Source organism: Arthrobacter sp. K41 (assembly GCF_059089645.1).
In genome coordinates this window covers 260,295-276,287 of record NZ_JBNHEW010000003.1, presented here as the reverse complement: position 1 = coordinate 276,287, position 15,993 = coordinate 260,295, and the positions used below count along the sequence as shown (strand labels likewise).

Sequence of the window (15,993 nt, the reverse complement as noted above, 5' to 3'; positions counted from 1 at the left end):
TCAGCCGCTGAAAGGCAGCCGGTGCAGGCGCTCGGCTGTCTCAGCGCTCCGCCGTCGTGCCCCGGACAACCTCGCCAGGTCCCTGCTCCGCCGCTCGGCCACCACCGCGGCAAGGTAGTCACCGGGAGTTGTTCCGGCAGGCGGCGGCGGGGCCACGTGCGCCGCGAGTTCGGTGGCGATCGACCCGGCCATGCCGGCCCTGGACAGCGGGGCCATCCGGTTGGCCTGGCGGAGGAACTGGGAAGCCCGGCGGGCCGTCGCATCCGGAATCCTGCCGATATCCGCCGCCGAGGCCCAGGACTGGAGCCGGGGCGGAACGGGCACCGGCGGGACTTCTTCCAGCGGTACCCGGCGGCGGATGGCATATGTCCCGGCCATCAGGTCGCCCAGCCTGCGGGACCTGTGGTTGAACAGCGCCACGGCAATGGCCACCCCGCCCAGCGTCAGGTAGATCTCAAGGAATCCGGTCAGCCCGCGGATCAGGGCGTGGCGGAAGCGGATGGCACCGCCGTCCTCCCGCACCACCCTCAGCCCGGTTGCGAGCTTGCCCAGCGACAGCCCTCGGCTAAGAGTCTCAACAGCCACCGGAACAACCACCAGGCAGAACACCACGCTGGACACCACCATGGCCCGCACGGCGGCTTCGTCGAGTTCTCCAGCCGCGCCCGCTACTTGAATCAGGATCACCGCCAACAGGACAATGCTCAAGGCCATATCCAGCAGCAGGCCCAGCGCGCGCGCTGCAAACGATGCGGGGCGTAATTCCAGGACCACTGCCTCACCGGTGATGATCGAACTCACGCTGTTCCTGTCCTTGCTGCTGATGGGACAGTCACAGTCTATGGCGGCCCGCTAGGCTGGTTCCGTGGATATGGACGCGTTCTCCGCCGTCAACGCGGACAAGTGGTCCCGGCTGCACGAACTCGCCCACAAACGCAGGCTCAGCGGGCCGGAAGCAGATGAACTGCTGGCCCTGTACCAGTCCGCGTCATCCCACCTTTCGCTCATCCGGTCGGTGGCTCCGGAGAGCGGCCTGTCCGCCTCCCTGTCCGCCACACTTGCCCAGGCGCGGACCCGTTTTACCGGTGCCCGCTCCAACGTGATGGAGGACCTGGCAAGGTTTTTTGTGGTGGCCCTTCCGGCCGCTTTCTACCGGCTCACGTGGCTTACCCTTGCCTGCGGGGCGGCCTTTGTCCTCATCGGCGCAGCCTACGCGTTCTGGATTGGCACATCCCCCGAAGCGTTGCGGGCGGTGGCTTCCGAGGCGGCGGCAGAACAGTACGTCGAGGAAGACTTCATCAACTATTACTCGGAGAACCCCGCGGCGTCCTTCGCCGGTGCCGTCTGGACCAACAACGCCTGGATCAGCGCACAGGCAGTGGCCTTGGGCATCACCGGAGTATGGGTGCCCATGATCCTGTTCAGCAACGCGCAGGGGGTGGGTATCGCGGCCGGCATTTTCGCGGCCGCGGGGAAGACAGACGTTTTTTACAGCTACATCCTGCCGCATGGCCTGATGGAACTCACGGCCGTGTTCATCGCCTGCGCAGCCGGTCTTCGGATCTTTTGGGCGATGGTATCGCCGGGGCCGCGCACCCGGGGCCGGGCGGTAGCGGAGGAGGGCAGATCCCTCATTACGGTAGCCCTGGGCCTGGTTCTTGTGCTGTTTGTCTCCGGCCTGGTGGAAGGGTTTGTCACACCAAGCGCGCTTCCGGCCTGGGCAAAGATCACCATTGGAGCGGCGGTGCTCGCCGGCTACTGGCTGTATGTCCTCGCCTGCGGACGACCAGCCTACCTGGCCGGGGAGCGCGGCGACCTGCGCCGCGAGGACGCAGGCTATTCGCAAGTCGCTGCCTGAACCGTTGCCTGAATCGTTGTAATCCTTCCGGGGTGGTTCCGCGTCCGCGGCGGAGCCCGGACGGTAGGCTCGTCAACAGACAAAGCGCGCCGGGGGACCACAACCTGGCGCAGAAGCCCAAGGGAAGCGACGCTGCTGTGAAAGACGAAACTCCTGCCCGCGCCAGGCGCACCGAGCCCCGGCCGGAACCTGTCCTGGACACGTCAGGGGACTCCGACGAACCGGCCTTTTCCTGGATGACGTCCGCCGGTACAGGCGCCGGCAGTTCTGCAACGCACGGGTCTAATGACCCGGGCTATGAAACGTCCGGAGAATCAACCCGCAGCTCCGGCGAGGGCGACGTGGCAACAAGCGCAGGCTCAACCTTAACAGCCGCAGGTTCAACTGCAACAGGTGCCAGTTCCTCCGTAACCGGCAGCGGCGCAGCCGCAGCAGTCGCCGGCGGTTCGTCCGCTACTGGTATCACCGATGCTGCCGCCGCCCCCGCGGACCGCAAAGCCGTCCAACCGGAGAGCCGGGCGGGCCGCAAAGCCGCGAAGGCCGCCGCTGACGATGCGGATCCTGCACCCGGGCGCGGCAGCTCGCCTGTTTTCAAGGAGCCGCTTCCCACCTCCGCACTGCAGGTCCGTCCTCCGGAGGAGGAGGTGGAGCGCCGCAACGCCCAACGCGAGAGCGCAGCCAACGCCAAGCCGGTGGCTCCGCGGGTGATGCAGGTCCTGCTTGCCATCTTCTTCCCCCTGATCCTGCTCATCCTTGCGGTACGAGCGGTGACCAGTCCGCTGTTCCTCTGGGTGGAGTACAACCGCCCCGGATTTCCGGGTGACGGCTACGGGTTCAGCACCGACGACAGGATGACTTACGGCTCCTACGCGGTCGACTACCTCAGTAACTGGTCCGGACCGCGCTACCTGGGCGACCTGGTGCACCGCAGCGGCGACAAACTGTTCAAGGACGGCGAAGTCAGCCATATGGCGGACGTCAAGCTGGTGATCCTCTCCACCTTTGGCGCCGGAGTGCTGCTGGCCCTTGTCAGCATCATCGCTGTCCTCTACCTGCGGAAGAAAACCAACGGGGGAGTCCGCAGGGGATTGTTTGCCGGCTCCATCATCACCTTGGTCCTTATCCTGGGCCTGGGTTCCCTGGCAGTGCTGGGATGGCAGCAGTTCTTCACCGAGTTCCATCGGATCTTCTTTGCCGACGGCACGTGGACGTTCAGCCTCGATGACACCCTCATCCGGCTGTTTCCCGGCCAGTTCTGGGTCGACGCAGGAATTGTGATCGCAGCCCTGGTGCTGCTGACCGCGCTGATTACCCTGATCCTCACCTGGCCTACGCGCCGGCGCCGCGGCCTCGTCAAGGAACGGCCTGACGGCACCCGCCAGTCAGCCGACCACTCGGCCGAGCCGGCGGCGCGGCATGGGGCGGCTCAGGAATAGAGTCCGGCGATCTCGCTTTCATAGTCATGCACGACGGCGGCGCGCTTCACTTTGAGGGACGGCGTCAGGTGCCCTGACTCGACAGTGAACTGGGCGTCCAGCAGGGCAAACCTGCGGATGGATTCGGCTTTGGACACCTGCCGGTTGGCCTGGTCAACCGCCTCCTGAACTGCAGCAATCACCCGCTGATCCGCGACGGCGTCCCGGACAGCAAGTGAGGGCAGTCCCTGCCCGGAACACCAGTGCGTGAGGCCTGCGGGGTCCAGGCTCACCAGCGCGGACACATAAGGCCTTCCGTCGCCGAGCACCACGGCGTGGGCCACCAGCTGATGCGCGCGGATTTTTTCTTCCAGCGGCCCGGGCGCAACATTTTTGCCACCGGCGGTGACCAGCAGGTCCTTTTTCCGCCCTGTGATGGTGAGGAACCCCTGGGGGTCAAGTTCCCCGAGGTCGCCGGTACGGAGAAATCCGTCCACGAAGGCCTCTGCGTTCGCGGCCTGGTTGGCGTGGTAGCCCCGGAAGACGCCAATGCCCTTGACCAGGACCTCGCCGTCTTCCGCTACCCGGATGGTGGTGCCGGGGATGGGAATGCCTACTGAACCCAGCCGGGTACGGGAGGGGGTGTTGACGGTGCACGGCGCCGTGGTCTCGGTGAGGCCATAGCCTTCAAGGACAGGAATCCCGGCCCCGTGGAAGAAGTGGGCGTCCTCCGGTGACAGGGCACTGGCCCCGGACACCGTGTAGCCCACCTGGCCGCCGAAGGCCTGGCGGAGCCGCGGGTAAAGCAGCCTGTCGAAAATTCCGTGGCGGATGCGGCAAAACATCCCGGGACCGCTGCCCTCGCCGCGGCTGCGCTTGTCCTGTTCCTGCGAGTACTCAATGGCGGTAGCCGACGCAGCGTCGAAAAGCCGGGCTTTTCCGGCCGCTGCGGCTTTGTGTGCTGCGGTGGCGCGGAGCTTCTCGAAAATCCGCGGAACCACCAGCAGGAAGGTGGGCCGGAACGATCCCATGTCATCGGCCAGCTGCGCCGCTCCTGTGTGCCCGAGCGTGGCTCCGGCGGTCAGGCACACAACCTGGACCGCGCGGGCGAGGACGTGTGCGAGCGGCAGGAACATCAGCGTTCGGGCCTGGTCCTGAAGGAGCAGCTCCGGAAGGAACGCAACGATGTTGCGGGCCACCAGGGCAAAGTTGCCGTGGGTGATTTCGCAGCCTTTGGGATTTCCGGTGGTACCCGAGGTGTAGACCAGGGAGGCGATGTCGTCCAGTCCTGCCCGGCTCCTATGCCGTTCCAGCTCCGCGTCGGTGACCCCCGTTCCGGCGGCGGCCAGGCTCGCGAGGTCCGGGGCTTCACCCTTGAAGTCCATCCGGCCCACGTGGATGAGCCGGTCCCGCAGGAGCTCGGAGCCGGTCAGGACATCTGCCACCAGCTTCACCTTCGCATGGTCCTCGGCGAAGACGCGCCGCACGCCGGCGTCATGGAGGGTCCATTCCACCTGGCTGGCTGAGGACGTTTCATAAATGGGAACGGTCACACCGCCGGCGAACCAAATGGCGAAATCCACCAGGGTCCATTCATAGGAGGTGGCGGACATGACCGCCACAGTGTCGCCGGGTTCGAGCCCGCCGGCGATGAGGCCCTTGGCCAGCGCGCTGACGTCCTGCAGAAACTTCTGCGCCGTCACGTCATACCAGCCGTTGGGCCCCTTGCGCCGGTACAGGGCGTGGGCAGGGTTGGCCGCCTGCTGCTCCAGCAACAGATCCGTGACGTTGCTGGCGGCATCAAGCTCAACCAGCAGTTCGGTGCTCGCTTCTCTCACAGCAGGTCTCCGTTCCGCTGCCATGCCGCGGCAGCGGCTCCGTCGGGGTCTCCTGCCATCCTGCCCTAGATCCAGGAAGGCATCCACATCCGGAGCCGCCACTCCTGGTACGGGATGACCTCAGCCGCCCAGACAGGATAGAAAAAGGCTGTCAACAGGACTGCTGCGGCCACGAACAGGGCCACCAGGTACAGGCCGGACCGGCGGCGCCACGGCGGGTCCGTCGTCCTGCCCAGGACCAGCCCCAGGCAGTACACGAGGGCCAGTACCAGGAACGGTTCAAAGGACACCGCATAGAAGTAGAACATGGTCCGCTCCGGGTACATGAACCACGGAAGGTAGCCTGCGGCCACTCCGGCCAGCACGGCTCCGGCCCGCCAGTCACGGCGCCCGGCCCACCAGAACAGGAGCACCACCAGCGATATGGCTGCCGCCCACCAAATGATGGGATTACCAACAGAAAGTACGGCGGAGGTGCACTTGTCCACGTCGCAGCCCGGGGTGCCGCGCTGGGGCGACTCATAAAAGAACGACGTTGGCCTGCCCATCACCAGCCAGCTCCAGGCGCTGGCCTCGTACGGATGCTCCGACCCCAGGCCCTGGTGGAACTTGTAGGCTTCGAGGTGGTAGTGCGCCAGGGACCGGACCGATTCCGGCAGCCAGCCCCATTCGGCGGACGGATTGCTCTGTGCCCAGCGGCGGAAGTAGGCGTCGTCGGAGCGGAACCAGCCGGTCCAGGTGGCGGTGTAGGCCAGCGCGGCAACCGGAACCATAGCCAGGAATGCCGGGATGCCGTCCTTGATCACGCCGCCGCTGATCCAGCCGCGGATTCCCGCTACCCGCCGTGCGCTCATGTCCCACAGGACGGTAAGGATTCCGAAAACGGCCAGGAAGAACAGCCCCGACCACTTCGTTCCCACGGCAAGCCCCAGGAATACGCCACTCGCCAGCCGCCACCAGCGGATGCCCAGCCAGGGTCCGGAGAGCAACGCGGCGGTGCCGGGAAGCCCACCGTTGGCCGAGGCAACCTTGCCCAGCCGCGCCGCAAGCCGGCGTCGGCCGTCATCCCGGTCCATCAGCAGGGCGCCAAACGCTGCGAGGATCCAGAACATCAGGAAGATATCCAGCAGTGAAGTCCGGGACATCACCAGGTGGTGGCCGTCCACGGCCAGGAGGAGTCCTGCCGCGCCGGCCAGGGGAAGCGAATGGAAGAGTTTCAGCGCTATGAGCGACAGGAGCAGGACGGACAGGGTTCCGGTCAGGGCAGCAGCGAAACGCCACCCGAAGGAATTGTCCGCGCCGAAGAGCCACATGCCCGCGGCGATCATCCACTTTCCCACCGGGGGGTGGACGACGTACTCGGGAGTATCCAGAAGCAGCGCGGGGTTACCGGCGTTGAATGAATCATTGGCTTTGTCCGGCCAACTGCGCTCATAACCGCTGACGAGGTAGGAGTAGGCATCCTTGACGTAGTACGTTTCGTCAAAAACCAGCTTGTGCGGCGTCTCAAGCCGGAAGAACCTCAGGACCCCGCCGGCTGCGGCAGTCAGGACAGGGACCAGAAAAAACCAAAGCCGCAGCGACGGCGGGTAGTCCCGCCAGCTCTGGACAGATCCCAGGAGCCGCGCCTGCAGGGACTCAGCGGTGAAGGCATCAACGGGACGGCTGACCCACGGGCGGGCAGGAAAGGTTGCGGGCCGGCCCTCAACGTCGGGGGTGGAACAGCCGGACGCCGGGGGCGTGGGGTACCCGGCCCCGGCCGGCCGCGTCGAGGTCTGCGTCACGAGCCCCATGCTACCTTTTGCGGCTGGCCGCGCTCCTCAGCAGTAGGCTGGTGGCGTGGAAACTAACCCCAGCCCCTTCCCTGATTCCGGCACTCCCACCCACGATGAGGAAACCGGAGAACAGCCGGTAAGGGTGGCGGATGCAGGAGCTGCGGCGCCGGCGGATGGGCGGATCGTGCTGGCGGCCACACCGATAGGAAACACGGGCGATGCTTCTGCCCGCCTCGTGGAGCTGCTGGGCACCGCGGACATCGTCGCCGCCGAGGACACCCGCCGCCTGCACCGGCTGGTGCAGAGCCTGGGCGTCACCGTAGCGGGGCGGGTGATCAGCTATCACGAGCACAACGAAGCAGCCAGGACCGCCGAGCTTCTTGACCAGGTGCGGGCAGGCAAGACACTGCTGATGGTTACCGACGCAGGGATGCCCTCGGTGTCCGATCCGGGGTTCAGGCTGGTGGAGGGTGCCGTCGACGCCGGGCTCAAGGTCACTGCCGTCCCCGGCCCGTCAGCTGTACTGACGGCGCTCGCGCTGTCCGGCCTGCCCACGGACCGCTTTTGCTTTGAAGGATTCCTCCCGCGGAAGGCAGGCGAGCGCGCGTCCCGCCTGGCGGACCTGGCGGGGGAGCGCCGGACGATGGTGTTCTTCGAAGCGCCGCACCGGCTGGAGGTGATGCTGCGGGCGCTGCGCGAGCGTTTCGGCCCCGACCGCCGCGTGGCCGTGTGCCGGGAACTGACCAAAACCTACGAGGAAGTGATCCGGGGCTCCCTTAACGAGCTCCTGCAGTGGGCAGAAACCACCGAGGTCCGTGGTGAAATTGCCGTCGTCCTGGCAGGCGCACCGGAACAGGAAGCTGGAACGCCGGAGGACCACGTGGCTGCCGTCAATGAACTGGTGGCCCAGGGAATCCGCCTGAAGGAGGCTGTTGCAGCCGTCGCGGAAGACGTCCGGGTGAGCAAGCGGGAGCTTTACTCCGCTGTTCTGGCCGCCCGGTAGCCGGCCCCAACAGCCCGCCGGGGCTGTGCAGGTGCACAGCCCTTCAGTGGTTCTGCAGTGCGTGAAGGCGTAGACCGGCTGGTGGCGCAGCAGTAGTCTGGCAACTAATCAGCCAGGACGACGGCGGCTACTCCGGCCGCCGCCGGGGCTGCAACACCCCACCGACGAGGGAGTCATCGTGACTGTCACTGCACAGCCGGCCGTTTCCGCAGAACGCGAAAGCGCCCTTTTGGCCTCTGTTCCTACCGGCCTGCTCATCAATGGTGAGTGGCGGGCCGCCGCAACAGGTAAAACCTTTGATGTCGAGGATCCGGCTACCGGCAAAGTGCTGCTGAGCATTGCCGACGCCGGCCCCGAGGACGGTGCCGCGGCGCTGGATGCCGCCGTTGCCGCCCAAGAGTCCTGGGCAAAGGTCCCGCCGCGCGAGCGCGGCGAGATCCTGCGGCGCGCGTTTGAGCTCGTGACCGGGCGTGCCGAGGACTTTGCCCTGCTGATGACCATGGAGATGGGCAAGCCGCTGGCAGAGGCCCGCGGTGAAGTCACCTACGGCGCAGAGTTCCTGCGCTGGTTCTCCGAGGAAGCCGTCCGTGCCTTCGGCCGCTACTCCGTGTCCCCGGACGGCAAGTCCCGCCTGCTGGTCACCAAGAAGCCCGTGGGCCCCTGCCTGCTGATTACCCCGTGGAACTTCCCGCTGGCCATGGCCACCCGAAAGATCGCTCCCGCTGTTGCCGCGGGCTGCACCATGGTGCTGAAGTCCGCGAACCTGACCCCGCTGACCTCCCAGCTGTTCGCCGCCGTCATGATGGAGGCGGGCCTGCCCGCCGGTGTCCTGAACGTCATCCCCACTTCAACAGCGGGTGCCACTACCGGCCCGCTGATCAAGGACTCCCGGCTGCGCAAGCTCTCCTTCACCGGTTCCACCGAGGTTGGGCGCCGTCTGCTCGCCGATGCCTCCGAGACTGTCCTGCGCACGTCCATGGAGCTTGGCGGCAACGCGCCGTTCGTGGTCTTCGAGGACGCCGACCTGGATGCCGCCGTTGCAGGCGCCATGCTGGCGAAGCTGCGGAACATGGGCGAGGCCTGCACCGCTGCCAACCGGTTCATCGTGCACGAGTCCGTCGCAGCGGAATTCGCGGAGAAGTTTGCCACGAAGATGAAGGAGATGACCACCGCGCGCGGAACCGAACCGGAGTCCAAGGTGGGCCCGCTGATTGACGCGAAAAGCCGGAACAAGGTCCACGAACTGGTGTCCGACGCCGTCTCCTCGGGCGCCAAAGCAGTGCTGGGCGGGGGGCCCGTGGAGGGCCCGGGTTACTTCTACCAGCCCACCATCCTCTCCGGCGTCAGCGAAGGCACCCGCATCCTGTCGGAAGAGATCTTCGGCCCGGTTGCCCCGATCATCACCTTCAGCAGCGAAGATGACGCGGTCCGGCTGGCCAACAACACCGAATACGGGCTGGTGGCCTACGTCTTCACCAAGGACCTCAACCGCGGCATCCGGATGGGCGAACGGCTGGAAACCGGCATGCTTGGCCTGAACGCGGGGGTCATTTCCAACGCAGCGGCACCGTTCGGCGGGGTCAAGCAGTCAGGACTGGGGCGCGAAGGCGGCCTCGAGGGCATTGAGGAATACCTCTACACCCAGTACATCGGCATCGCCGACCCCTACGCCGGGTAGTCCTTTTTCGCCAGCTGGCAGAGCCGCCGCACGCCGGGGTCAGGAACGCGCAGACCAGCGGGCTGACCAGAAGCGTGCGGCGGCTCCTGCTGCCTGGACCGCTGCTGCTTGGGCACCACGGAACGGCGCCACGAGCAGGCGTCCCAGTAACCCGATCACCGACGGCGGCACCCACAATGCACGAAGCCTCCGCAGGGTGGGGGCATGGGCGCGCAAGGCTGATTCAAGTGCTGCGATCCGGGCGCCGGTCACGTCCTGGCCATCAGTTGAGGCCCGGGGGCCGGCTTTGCCGTTGCCCGCCGGCGCATCTGCCTCTGCCGGCGGGGGACCGTACTCGCGGCGTTCGAAGTTTGCGGTCAGTGCTGCAGCGGCCCGGTGGGCAGCATCGTCCATTCCGCCCTGTTCCCCGAGCAGCGCGGACTCCCGGAGGCGGGCGCTGTAGGCGCGCGGGGTTTCGCTGGGCTGCGGTGGCAGGCCGTAATCAGTCCCCAGGTCCATCATTTCGCTCCACGCCAGAACCGCGGCCGTGCCTGGATCCACCGCCCGAAGCCGGCGTGCCCTGATGCCCTGCCGGGCCAGGCGCGGCGCAACTGCCAGAAGGGCAACTGCCAAGGCACCGCCCAGGCCCAGGAGCAGGGGCAGCAACTGCACGCCGGTATCTGTGCCGCCTTCGCCTCCCCCGGGAGCGGGCAGGGGAGCGGCGCTTGGTGCCGGCGCAGGAGCAGGGATCGCGTCAGGGACCAGATCGTCGTTGTTCTCAAGCGCACCCGGCGCTGAAGGGGCTGATGCCTCCGAGGCGTAGTCGGGAACGACCCCACGGGAGGGCGTGGGCTCAAACGGCACCCATCCCAAACCCTGGAAGTACAGTTCCGGCCAGGCGTGGGCGTCCCGGGCGTCCACCTCGTACTCGGGCAACGCGCCCTCGCCTGCCACGGAGACGGTGGCACCCGTCAACCTGCCGGGGGCATAGCCAACGGCGATTCGGCTGGGAATTCCTTCCAGCCTTGCCATCACGGCCATGGCCGACGCGTAGTGGATGCAGTACCCGCTTTTCTCATCCAGGAAATCGGCAAGGACCGAGAGGCCGTTTCCGTCATAGCCGCCCTGCACGGGCGACTGCAGGGAATAGGTAAACTCCGCGGAGCGGAGGTACCTCTGGATCGCCATGGCCTTTTCATAGGGCGTGGCGCGGGAACCGGCCACCGTGCCCGCCGTAGTCCGGACAATCTCGGGAATATTCCCCGGGATCCTGGTGAAGTCGTCCTCGATGCCCTGCACCGCCGCCGAAGACCGGGCCAACTGCCCGGCAGTGAGCTTCGGAACTGAGGACCGAACTAGGTATTCCTGCCGCCGGGAGGTGGTGTCCGTTCCCTTGATGCTCAGGGTGGCCGGATCCCAGGTCCACCGGCCGTTAAGGCCGCGCACGGATTCCGGGGGATATGGGGCGGGCAGGTAGGGGCTGGTGAATGTTCCGGCATCAATCGCGGTCACCACCGGCTGCTGTTCGTCCGCAAGGACCACATAGCCGGGGTCGATCTGGCTGCTAAGGGAGCGCCGGGAGGCGTTGCGGTCATCCGGGCCCCACGAGTCGCCGTCAAAATGGTCCACGGTGACTGAGCGCAGGTACAGCGGTTTCGTGGAATTGGTGGCGTACGTGATCCGTCCGGTGCCGGCAGGAGTCCGCAGGCTGTTGCCCAGGGTGATCATCGGGTTCAGGCCCGTTGACGCGCCCCAGGGATTAAGGCGGGAACCCTGCGGGAAAGTGCCCTGGTCAAAGCCCGGAATTGCCAGCGGCACCAGCAGGGTGGCAACCAGGGCAACCGACCCTGTCAGAACAGCCCGCCGGACCTGGCCCGGGTTGCGGGCGGAATCAGCCGCAATCCGGGGGTCTGGGACAAACCACTGGCTGCAGGCCAGGATCATCAGGTATCCGGCCACGGCGGCAGTGAAGCCCCAGAACCCAACGCTCTGGGGCTTGATCATGGCCGGCACCACGAGGATGGCCAGCAACCCCGCACCCGTGGCGGCAGGCATGCCCAGCGGCACCGCGAGCGCGTCCACAAGGATCACTGCCAGGCCCAAAACGGCGCAGATCACCATCACGATGCCCACGTTGGGGGCTACGGGGGCAGTTTCTGACAGCACGGTTTCGCTGGCCCGGCGGATCAGCCGATTGAGTTCAGCCAGGCTCGCCCCGGTGGGGATGATGCCGGCAAAGCTGGAGCCGCGGAAAAACGTCAGGGTCAGGACGGTGCCCAGCGCAAGGAACCCGCCGGCGGTGACCAGCAGGGGCTGCGCCCGCACCGCACGCAAGGCGGCCAGGGCAAGACAGACCATCAGCACCGTGGTGAGCACGGGCCAGTACCAGCCCCAGCCCCGCAGAACCCCGTTCAAGGACAGGGCAGCCCCGGCCACGCCCACGGCAATGGAACCTGCCATCATCCACGGGTAGGGCCCAACTGGGGGACGTCCTGCTGCGTTTACTGCCGGCGCTGCCGGTTGCTGGTCCATTCCGGTCTTCCGGGGCGGCGCAATGGTCATCCTGCCACCTCCGCTCCGCGGCGGACCTCTGCGGACTGGGTTTCCGGCAGGGCCGGGTCCTGGTCGAAGTGGCTCCAGGCTGCTGCAACGGATACCGACGGCGGCACGGCAGCCGCCCGCCAGCCTCCCTGCCGGAGCTTTTCGAGTGCGTCCTCGAAATCCGCGGGGCGGTCGGTGGCAATGATGGCGAACGCATTGGTGCCGTAACCGGCGGCCGGGGCGAGGGACAGGGCTTCCAAGGGTGAGATCCTTCCCAGGACAGCGATTACCGGTCCGCGCATGCGGTGCGCTGACAACTTGTCCATCAGGTTGTCATCAAAGGGTGCCGGACCGGAGTCCTGGTGCCCATGGAAATCCCGGGGGCCGGGAATGTCCTTCCGCCCGGCCTCGCGGCGGGAATGCGGCCCTGTGAGCTGGATTGCCGCGAGGCTTTCGGCGATGGACTGAAGCCCGGATGCCCCCCTGTATTCCTCTACGCCGGGTTCCGGGGCCGAGGGCGAACGCAAAAACGCCGGTTCCCCGCGGACGTCCAGCACGCGCAGGCCGTAGTTGCGCTCAGCGAGGTGGGCACTGATGGACATGGCGGCAACCACAGCCCACTCGAAGGTTGCGCTGCTGACCATGGAGTGGCCGCCCAGTGCTGCGCTTCCGGACGGTACTGCCCCTGACCCGCCGGAGAAAGCGGTAAACCTCTGGTCCAGGATGATGGTGGCCTCGGGCGTCGTGACCGATTCCTCCTGCCGGACCATCAGGGAACCGTGGCGCGCTGTGGCTGCCCAATGAACCCGGCGCATCGGGTCACCGTGGCGGTACTCGCGCGTCATGACGTCGTCGTCGCTGGGGTTTGCCCGGATCCTGGTCGCGGTGACCCCGTCGTTGCCGCGGGCACCGGCGAGCCCTGTCAAGGGGAGCGCGACGGCGGCGGGCGTCACGGTGAGGGTGTCGCCGTCGTCTATCGCCTGCCGGTGCAGGGACAGCCCGAAGGGATCGGTGAACTCCGCCGTCACTGGACCGATAAGGAACTGGCCGCGCTGCGTGGAGCGCAGGTGGTACTCATACCTGCTGGTGCCGCCGGTAGCCGAACGGGACGGAAAACGGAACGCGGGCGACTCACCGAACCGTGCCGGCAGCCTTTCCTCCATCGTCGCCCTGCCGGTGGCTGCGCCCGTCCGCGCCACTGCAAGCCGCACGGTGGTGGGGGCCGAGGTTTCCACCGGTGACGGGTTGAACTCCCGGTACACCTGGAAACGCGGTTTCACCAGGCGGATCCCGGCAAGGGAAACCAGCGGAAGGACGAGCAGCAGTACAGCCAGGCTTAGCAGGTCCCTGCGGCCCATCACCTGTGCCGCGGCAAGTGCCGCCGCGCCTGCCACCAGCATTCCCCAGCCCCGCCGCGTAAAGAGGTGTCGGGGCAGTTTGTCCGGCAGCACCATGGAAAACCGCCTAGTGGTTCCGGCTCAGGCCCGGGACGGGGGTGTTCCGGTTCATTGACCCCGAAGTCCTGGTCCCTGTATCAGCGGGCCTTTGCGTGACCGGCAGCCTGGACAGGATGCCGCGAAGGACGCTGTGCGGGGTCTCTCCGGCTCCGGCGGCCTTGCGGTCCAGGATAATCCGGTGGGCCAGGACAGCTTCCGCAACCTGCACGACGTCGTCAGGGAGCACAAAGTCACGGCCGTCAAGGGCTGCGGTGGCCTTGGCAGCCCGCAGGAGCTGCAGCATGGAACGGGGGCTCGCGCCCAGGCGGAGCAGCGGACTCTCGCGGGTGGCCCTGCCCACGGATACCGTGTACTCCTTCACGGCCTGCGAAACGTAGACCTGCTGGACGGTGGCGATCATGGCAGCGACATCGGCAGTGGTTACCACGGCCGAGACTTTTGCCAGCGGCGACGTTGCCTGATGGGTCTCAAGCATCTCGATCTCAGAGTCCTTGTCCGGATAACCCATTGAGATGCGTGCCATGAAGCGGTCCCGCTGGGCTTCGGGCAACGGGTACGTGCCCTCCATCTCGATCGGATTCTGTGTTGCCACCACCATGAAGGGTTCATCCAGCCGGTAGGAAGTACCGTCCACCGTCACCTGGTGCTCTTCCATGCATTCGAGCAGGGCGGACTGGGTTTTGGCTGAGGCACGGTTGATTTCGTCACCAATGACGATGTTGGCGAATACCGCACCCGGTCTGAACTCGAAGAGCCGGGACGACTGGTTGTAGATGGAAACACCGGTCACATCGGAGGGCAGCAGGTCCGGCGTGAACTGGATCCGGTTGACGGTGCAATCGATGGTCCGGGCGAGAGTTTTGGCCAACAGCGTCTTTCCCACGCCCGGAACATCCTCCAGGAGCAGGTGCCCCTGGGCCAGCAGGACGGTCAGCGCCAGCTTCGCGGCGTCGGACTTACCGTCGATCACTGTGTTGATGGTGGTCAGGATCCGCTCGCTGGCGGCGTGGAATGATGAGGGGTCCATTGCCGTTTGCCGGTGCCCGTTGAGGGGGCTGACCGGGTCTGCGAACCCCGCCAGACTGCGGTTCGCAGCGCTCACATCGTTGGCAGTGCGTCGGTGGGATTCCATCGGCAACCTTTCAGCCAGGCATTCACCTGGACGGACAGCAAGCCCTGCCTTCGCCCGTCGGTGGGCGACCGCATGTGTTCGTACCAGACTACTAACACAACTGCTTCGGCTGACAGAGAGTTCCAATAAATCTGGGGGACTGTTCCCGGTTAGGGTGGATGGATGTGCAATCCGCTGATCCCCGCCGCTTACCGGGCTAACGCCGGAGACGGCGGCCAGGAAGCCGGAACTTCCCCCAAACGGGAATATCCGCCCGCGCCCGAGCCTTTGCCGGTGCCTGTAATGGACAACCACACGCATCTGGATTTCCCGGACGGGAAGGCTCCGGTGGGCATCAAGGAGGCGCTTGACGCGGCGGCGGCCGTGGGGGTCCAGGGTGCGGTACAGGTGGGCTACGATCTCGAGTCCTCACGGTTTACGGTGCAGGCGCTGGATCTGGATCCGCGGCTGCTGGGAGCTGTGGCGCTGCATCCCAATGACGCTCCACGCTACGCCGAGCGCGGTGAGCTGGAAGCGGCCCTGGCGGAAATCGAGCGGCTCGCCGCCCACCCCAGGGTCAGGGCCATCGGCGAGACCGGGCTCGATTTTTTCCGCACCGAAGGGGAAGGCCTGGCACACCAGCGGAATTCCTTCCGCCGGCATATCGACATCGCCAAGCGGCTGGACCTGACGCTGCAAATTCACGACCGGGATGCACACCGCGACGTGGTGCAGGTGCTGACGGAAGAAGGAGCTCCGGAACGGGTGGTTTTCCACTGCTTTTCCGGCGATGAGGAGCTGGCAGCTGTCTGTAATAAAGAGGGCTGGTGGATGTCCTTCGCCGGCACCGTGACCTTCAAGAACGCAACCAACCTGCGGGCCGCGCTCGCCGTGGCGGATCCCGACCTGGTCCTGGTGGAAACAGACGCCCCCTTCCTGACACCCCATCCCCACCGGGGCCGCCCCAACGCCAGCTACATGGTCCCGTACACAGTCCGTTCCATGGCCGAATTGACAGGTACGGACCTGGCAGAGCTGTGCAACCGAATCCAGCAGAACACGCTGCGGGCCTACGGATCCTGGGATTAAGATCACAACGCGGCGGAACCTGAGTTGCATACCGGGTATTCACAAATATTGGTCCCTTTATAACGCTACGGTTACAGTAGGAATTCATTAGCCGGGGTCGGGGAAGGCCGCCGGGTAAATGCACTCGATTCGCAGCAGGTTTCTGCCGACCCTGGTTCCAGCCTGCCTGATGCCGTAGTGTGGCGCCGCAATGATGCCCGGACCCGCCCTTTTGGGATAGTGCCGGGCCTTTTATTGCGCTATCCCCGT

Annotated in this window: 11 protein-coding genes; 5 read left to right on the top strand and 6 right to left on the bottom strand. The window is 66.2% G+C overall.

Annotation, left to right across the window (positions count from 1 at the left end; translation table 11 throughout):
* Positions 1 to 801 carry an RDD family protein gene (locus tag AC5RTE_RS08875; protein ID WP_494041023.1) on the bottom strand — a complete coding sequence of 267 codons (801 nt, stop codon included), beginning with the start codon at positions 799 to 801 and terminating at the stop codon, positions 1 to 3.
* A gap of 64 nt (positions 802 to 865) precedes the next feature.
* Here AC5RTE_RS08875 and AC5RTE_RS08870 point away from each other — a divergent pair, with 64 nt between their 5' ends.
* Positions 866 to 1,858 (top strand): stage II sporulation protein M, encoded by a 993-nt coding sequence (locus tag AC5RTE_RS08870; RefSeq protein WP_494041022.1) that lies wholly within the window; start codon positions 866 to 868, stop codon positions 1,856 to 1,858.
* Between the two features lie 137 nt (positions 1,859 to 1,995).
* Positions 1,996 to 3,294, top strand: a complete 1,299-nt coding sequence (locus AC5RTE_RS08865; RefSeq protein WP_494041021.1) for a TIGR01906 family membrane protein — start codon at positions 1,996 to 1,998, stop codon at positions 3,292 to 3,294.
* Here AC5RTE_RS08865 and AC5RTE_RS08860 read toward each other — a convergent pair.
* Together AC5RTE_RS08860 and AC5RTE_RS08855 are read right to left on the bottom strand one after the other, a co-directional pair.
* Positions 3,285 to 5,111 carry an AMP-dependent synthetase/ligase gene (locus tag AC5RTE_RS08860; protein ID WP_494041020.1) on the bottom strand — a complete coding sequence of 609 codons (1,827 nt, stop codon included), beginning with the start codon at positions 5,109 to 5,111 and terminating at the stop codon, positions 3,285 to 3,287. The two genes, AC5RTE_RS08865 and AC5RTE_RS08860, sit on opposite strands and share 10 nt — an antisense overlap.
* 65 nt (positions 5,112 to 5,176) lie before the next feature.
* Positions 5,177 to 6,904, bottom strand: a complete 1,728-nt coding sequence (locus AC5RTE_RS08855) for a dolichyl-phosphate-mannose--protein mannosyltransferase (RefSeq protein ID WP_494041019.1) — start codon at positions 6,902 to 6,904, stop codon at positions 5,177 to 5,179.
* A 46-nt stretch (positions 6,905 to 6,950) separates the two neighbouring features.
* Here AC5RTE_RS08855 and rsmI point away from each other — a divergent pair, with 46 nt between their 5' ends.
* Both rsmI and AC5RTE_RS08845 read left to right on the top strand, forming a co-directional pair.
* On the top strand, positions 6,951 to 7,889 hold the full coding sequence (gene rsmI, locus AC5RTE_RS08850) for a 16S rRNA (cytidine(1402)-2'-O)-methyltransferase (RefSeq protein ID WP_494041018.1): 939 nt from the start codon (positions 6,951 to 6,953) through the stop codon (positions 7,887 to 7,889).
* A 178-nt stretch (positions 7,890 to 8,067) separates the two neighbouring features.
* On the top strand, positions 8,068 to 9,567 hold the full coding sequence (locus AC5RTE_RS08845; RefSeq protein WP_494041017.1) for an NAD-dependent succinate-semialdehyde dehydrogenase: 1,500 nt from the start codon (positions 8,068 to 8,070) through the stop codon (positions 9,565 to 9,567).
* Positions 9,568 to 9,606: 39 nt separating this feature from the next.
* Here AC5RTE_RS08845 and AC5RTE_RS08840 read toward each other — a convergent pair whose 3' ends face one another.
* The 3 genes from AC5RTE_RS08840 to AC5RTE_RS08830 are packed head-to-tail and all read right to left on the bottom strand — an operon-like array spanning position 9,607 to position 14,676.
* Entirely contained in the window at positions 9,607 to 12,108 is a 2,502-nt protein-coding gene (locus AC5RTE_RS08840) for a transglutaminase TgpA family protein (RefSeq protein WP_494041016.1), read from the bottom strand.
* The gene (locus AC5RTE_RS08835) at positions 12,105 to 13,541 is read right to left on the bottom strand and encodes a DUF58 domain-containing protein (protein ID WP_494041015.1); all 1,437 of its coding nucleotides are present in this window, start codon (positions 13,539 to 13,541) and stop codon (positions 12,105 to 12,107) included. The genes AC5RTE_RS08840 and AC5RTE_RS08835 overlap by 4 nt, the downstream gene beginning before the upstream one ends.
* Before the next feature lie 10 nt (positions 13,542 to 13,551).
* Positions 13,552 to 14,676, bottom strand: a complete 1,125-nt coding sequence (locus AC5RTE_RS08830) for an AAA family ATPase (RefSeq protein WP_494041014.1) — start codon at positions 14,674 to 14,676, stop codon at positions 13,552 to 13,554.
* 162 nt (positions 14,677 to 14,838) lie between these two features.
* Between AC5RTE_RS08830 and AC5RTE_RS08825 the strand changes: the two genes are divergently transcribed.
* Positions 14,839 to 15,744: a TatD family hydrolase gene (locus AC5RTE_RS08825; protein ID WP_494041013.1), complete on the top strand. Its 906-nt coding sequence runs from the start codon at positions 14,839 to 14,841 to the stop codon at positions 15,742 to 15,744.
* Positions 15,745 to 15,993: the final 249 nt, after the last annotated feature.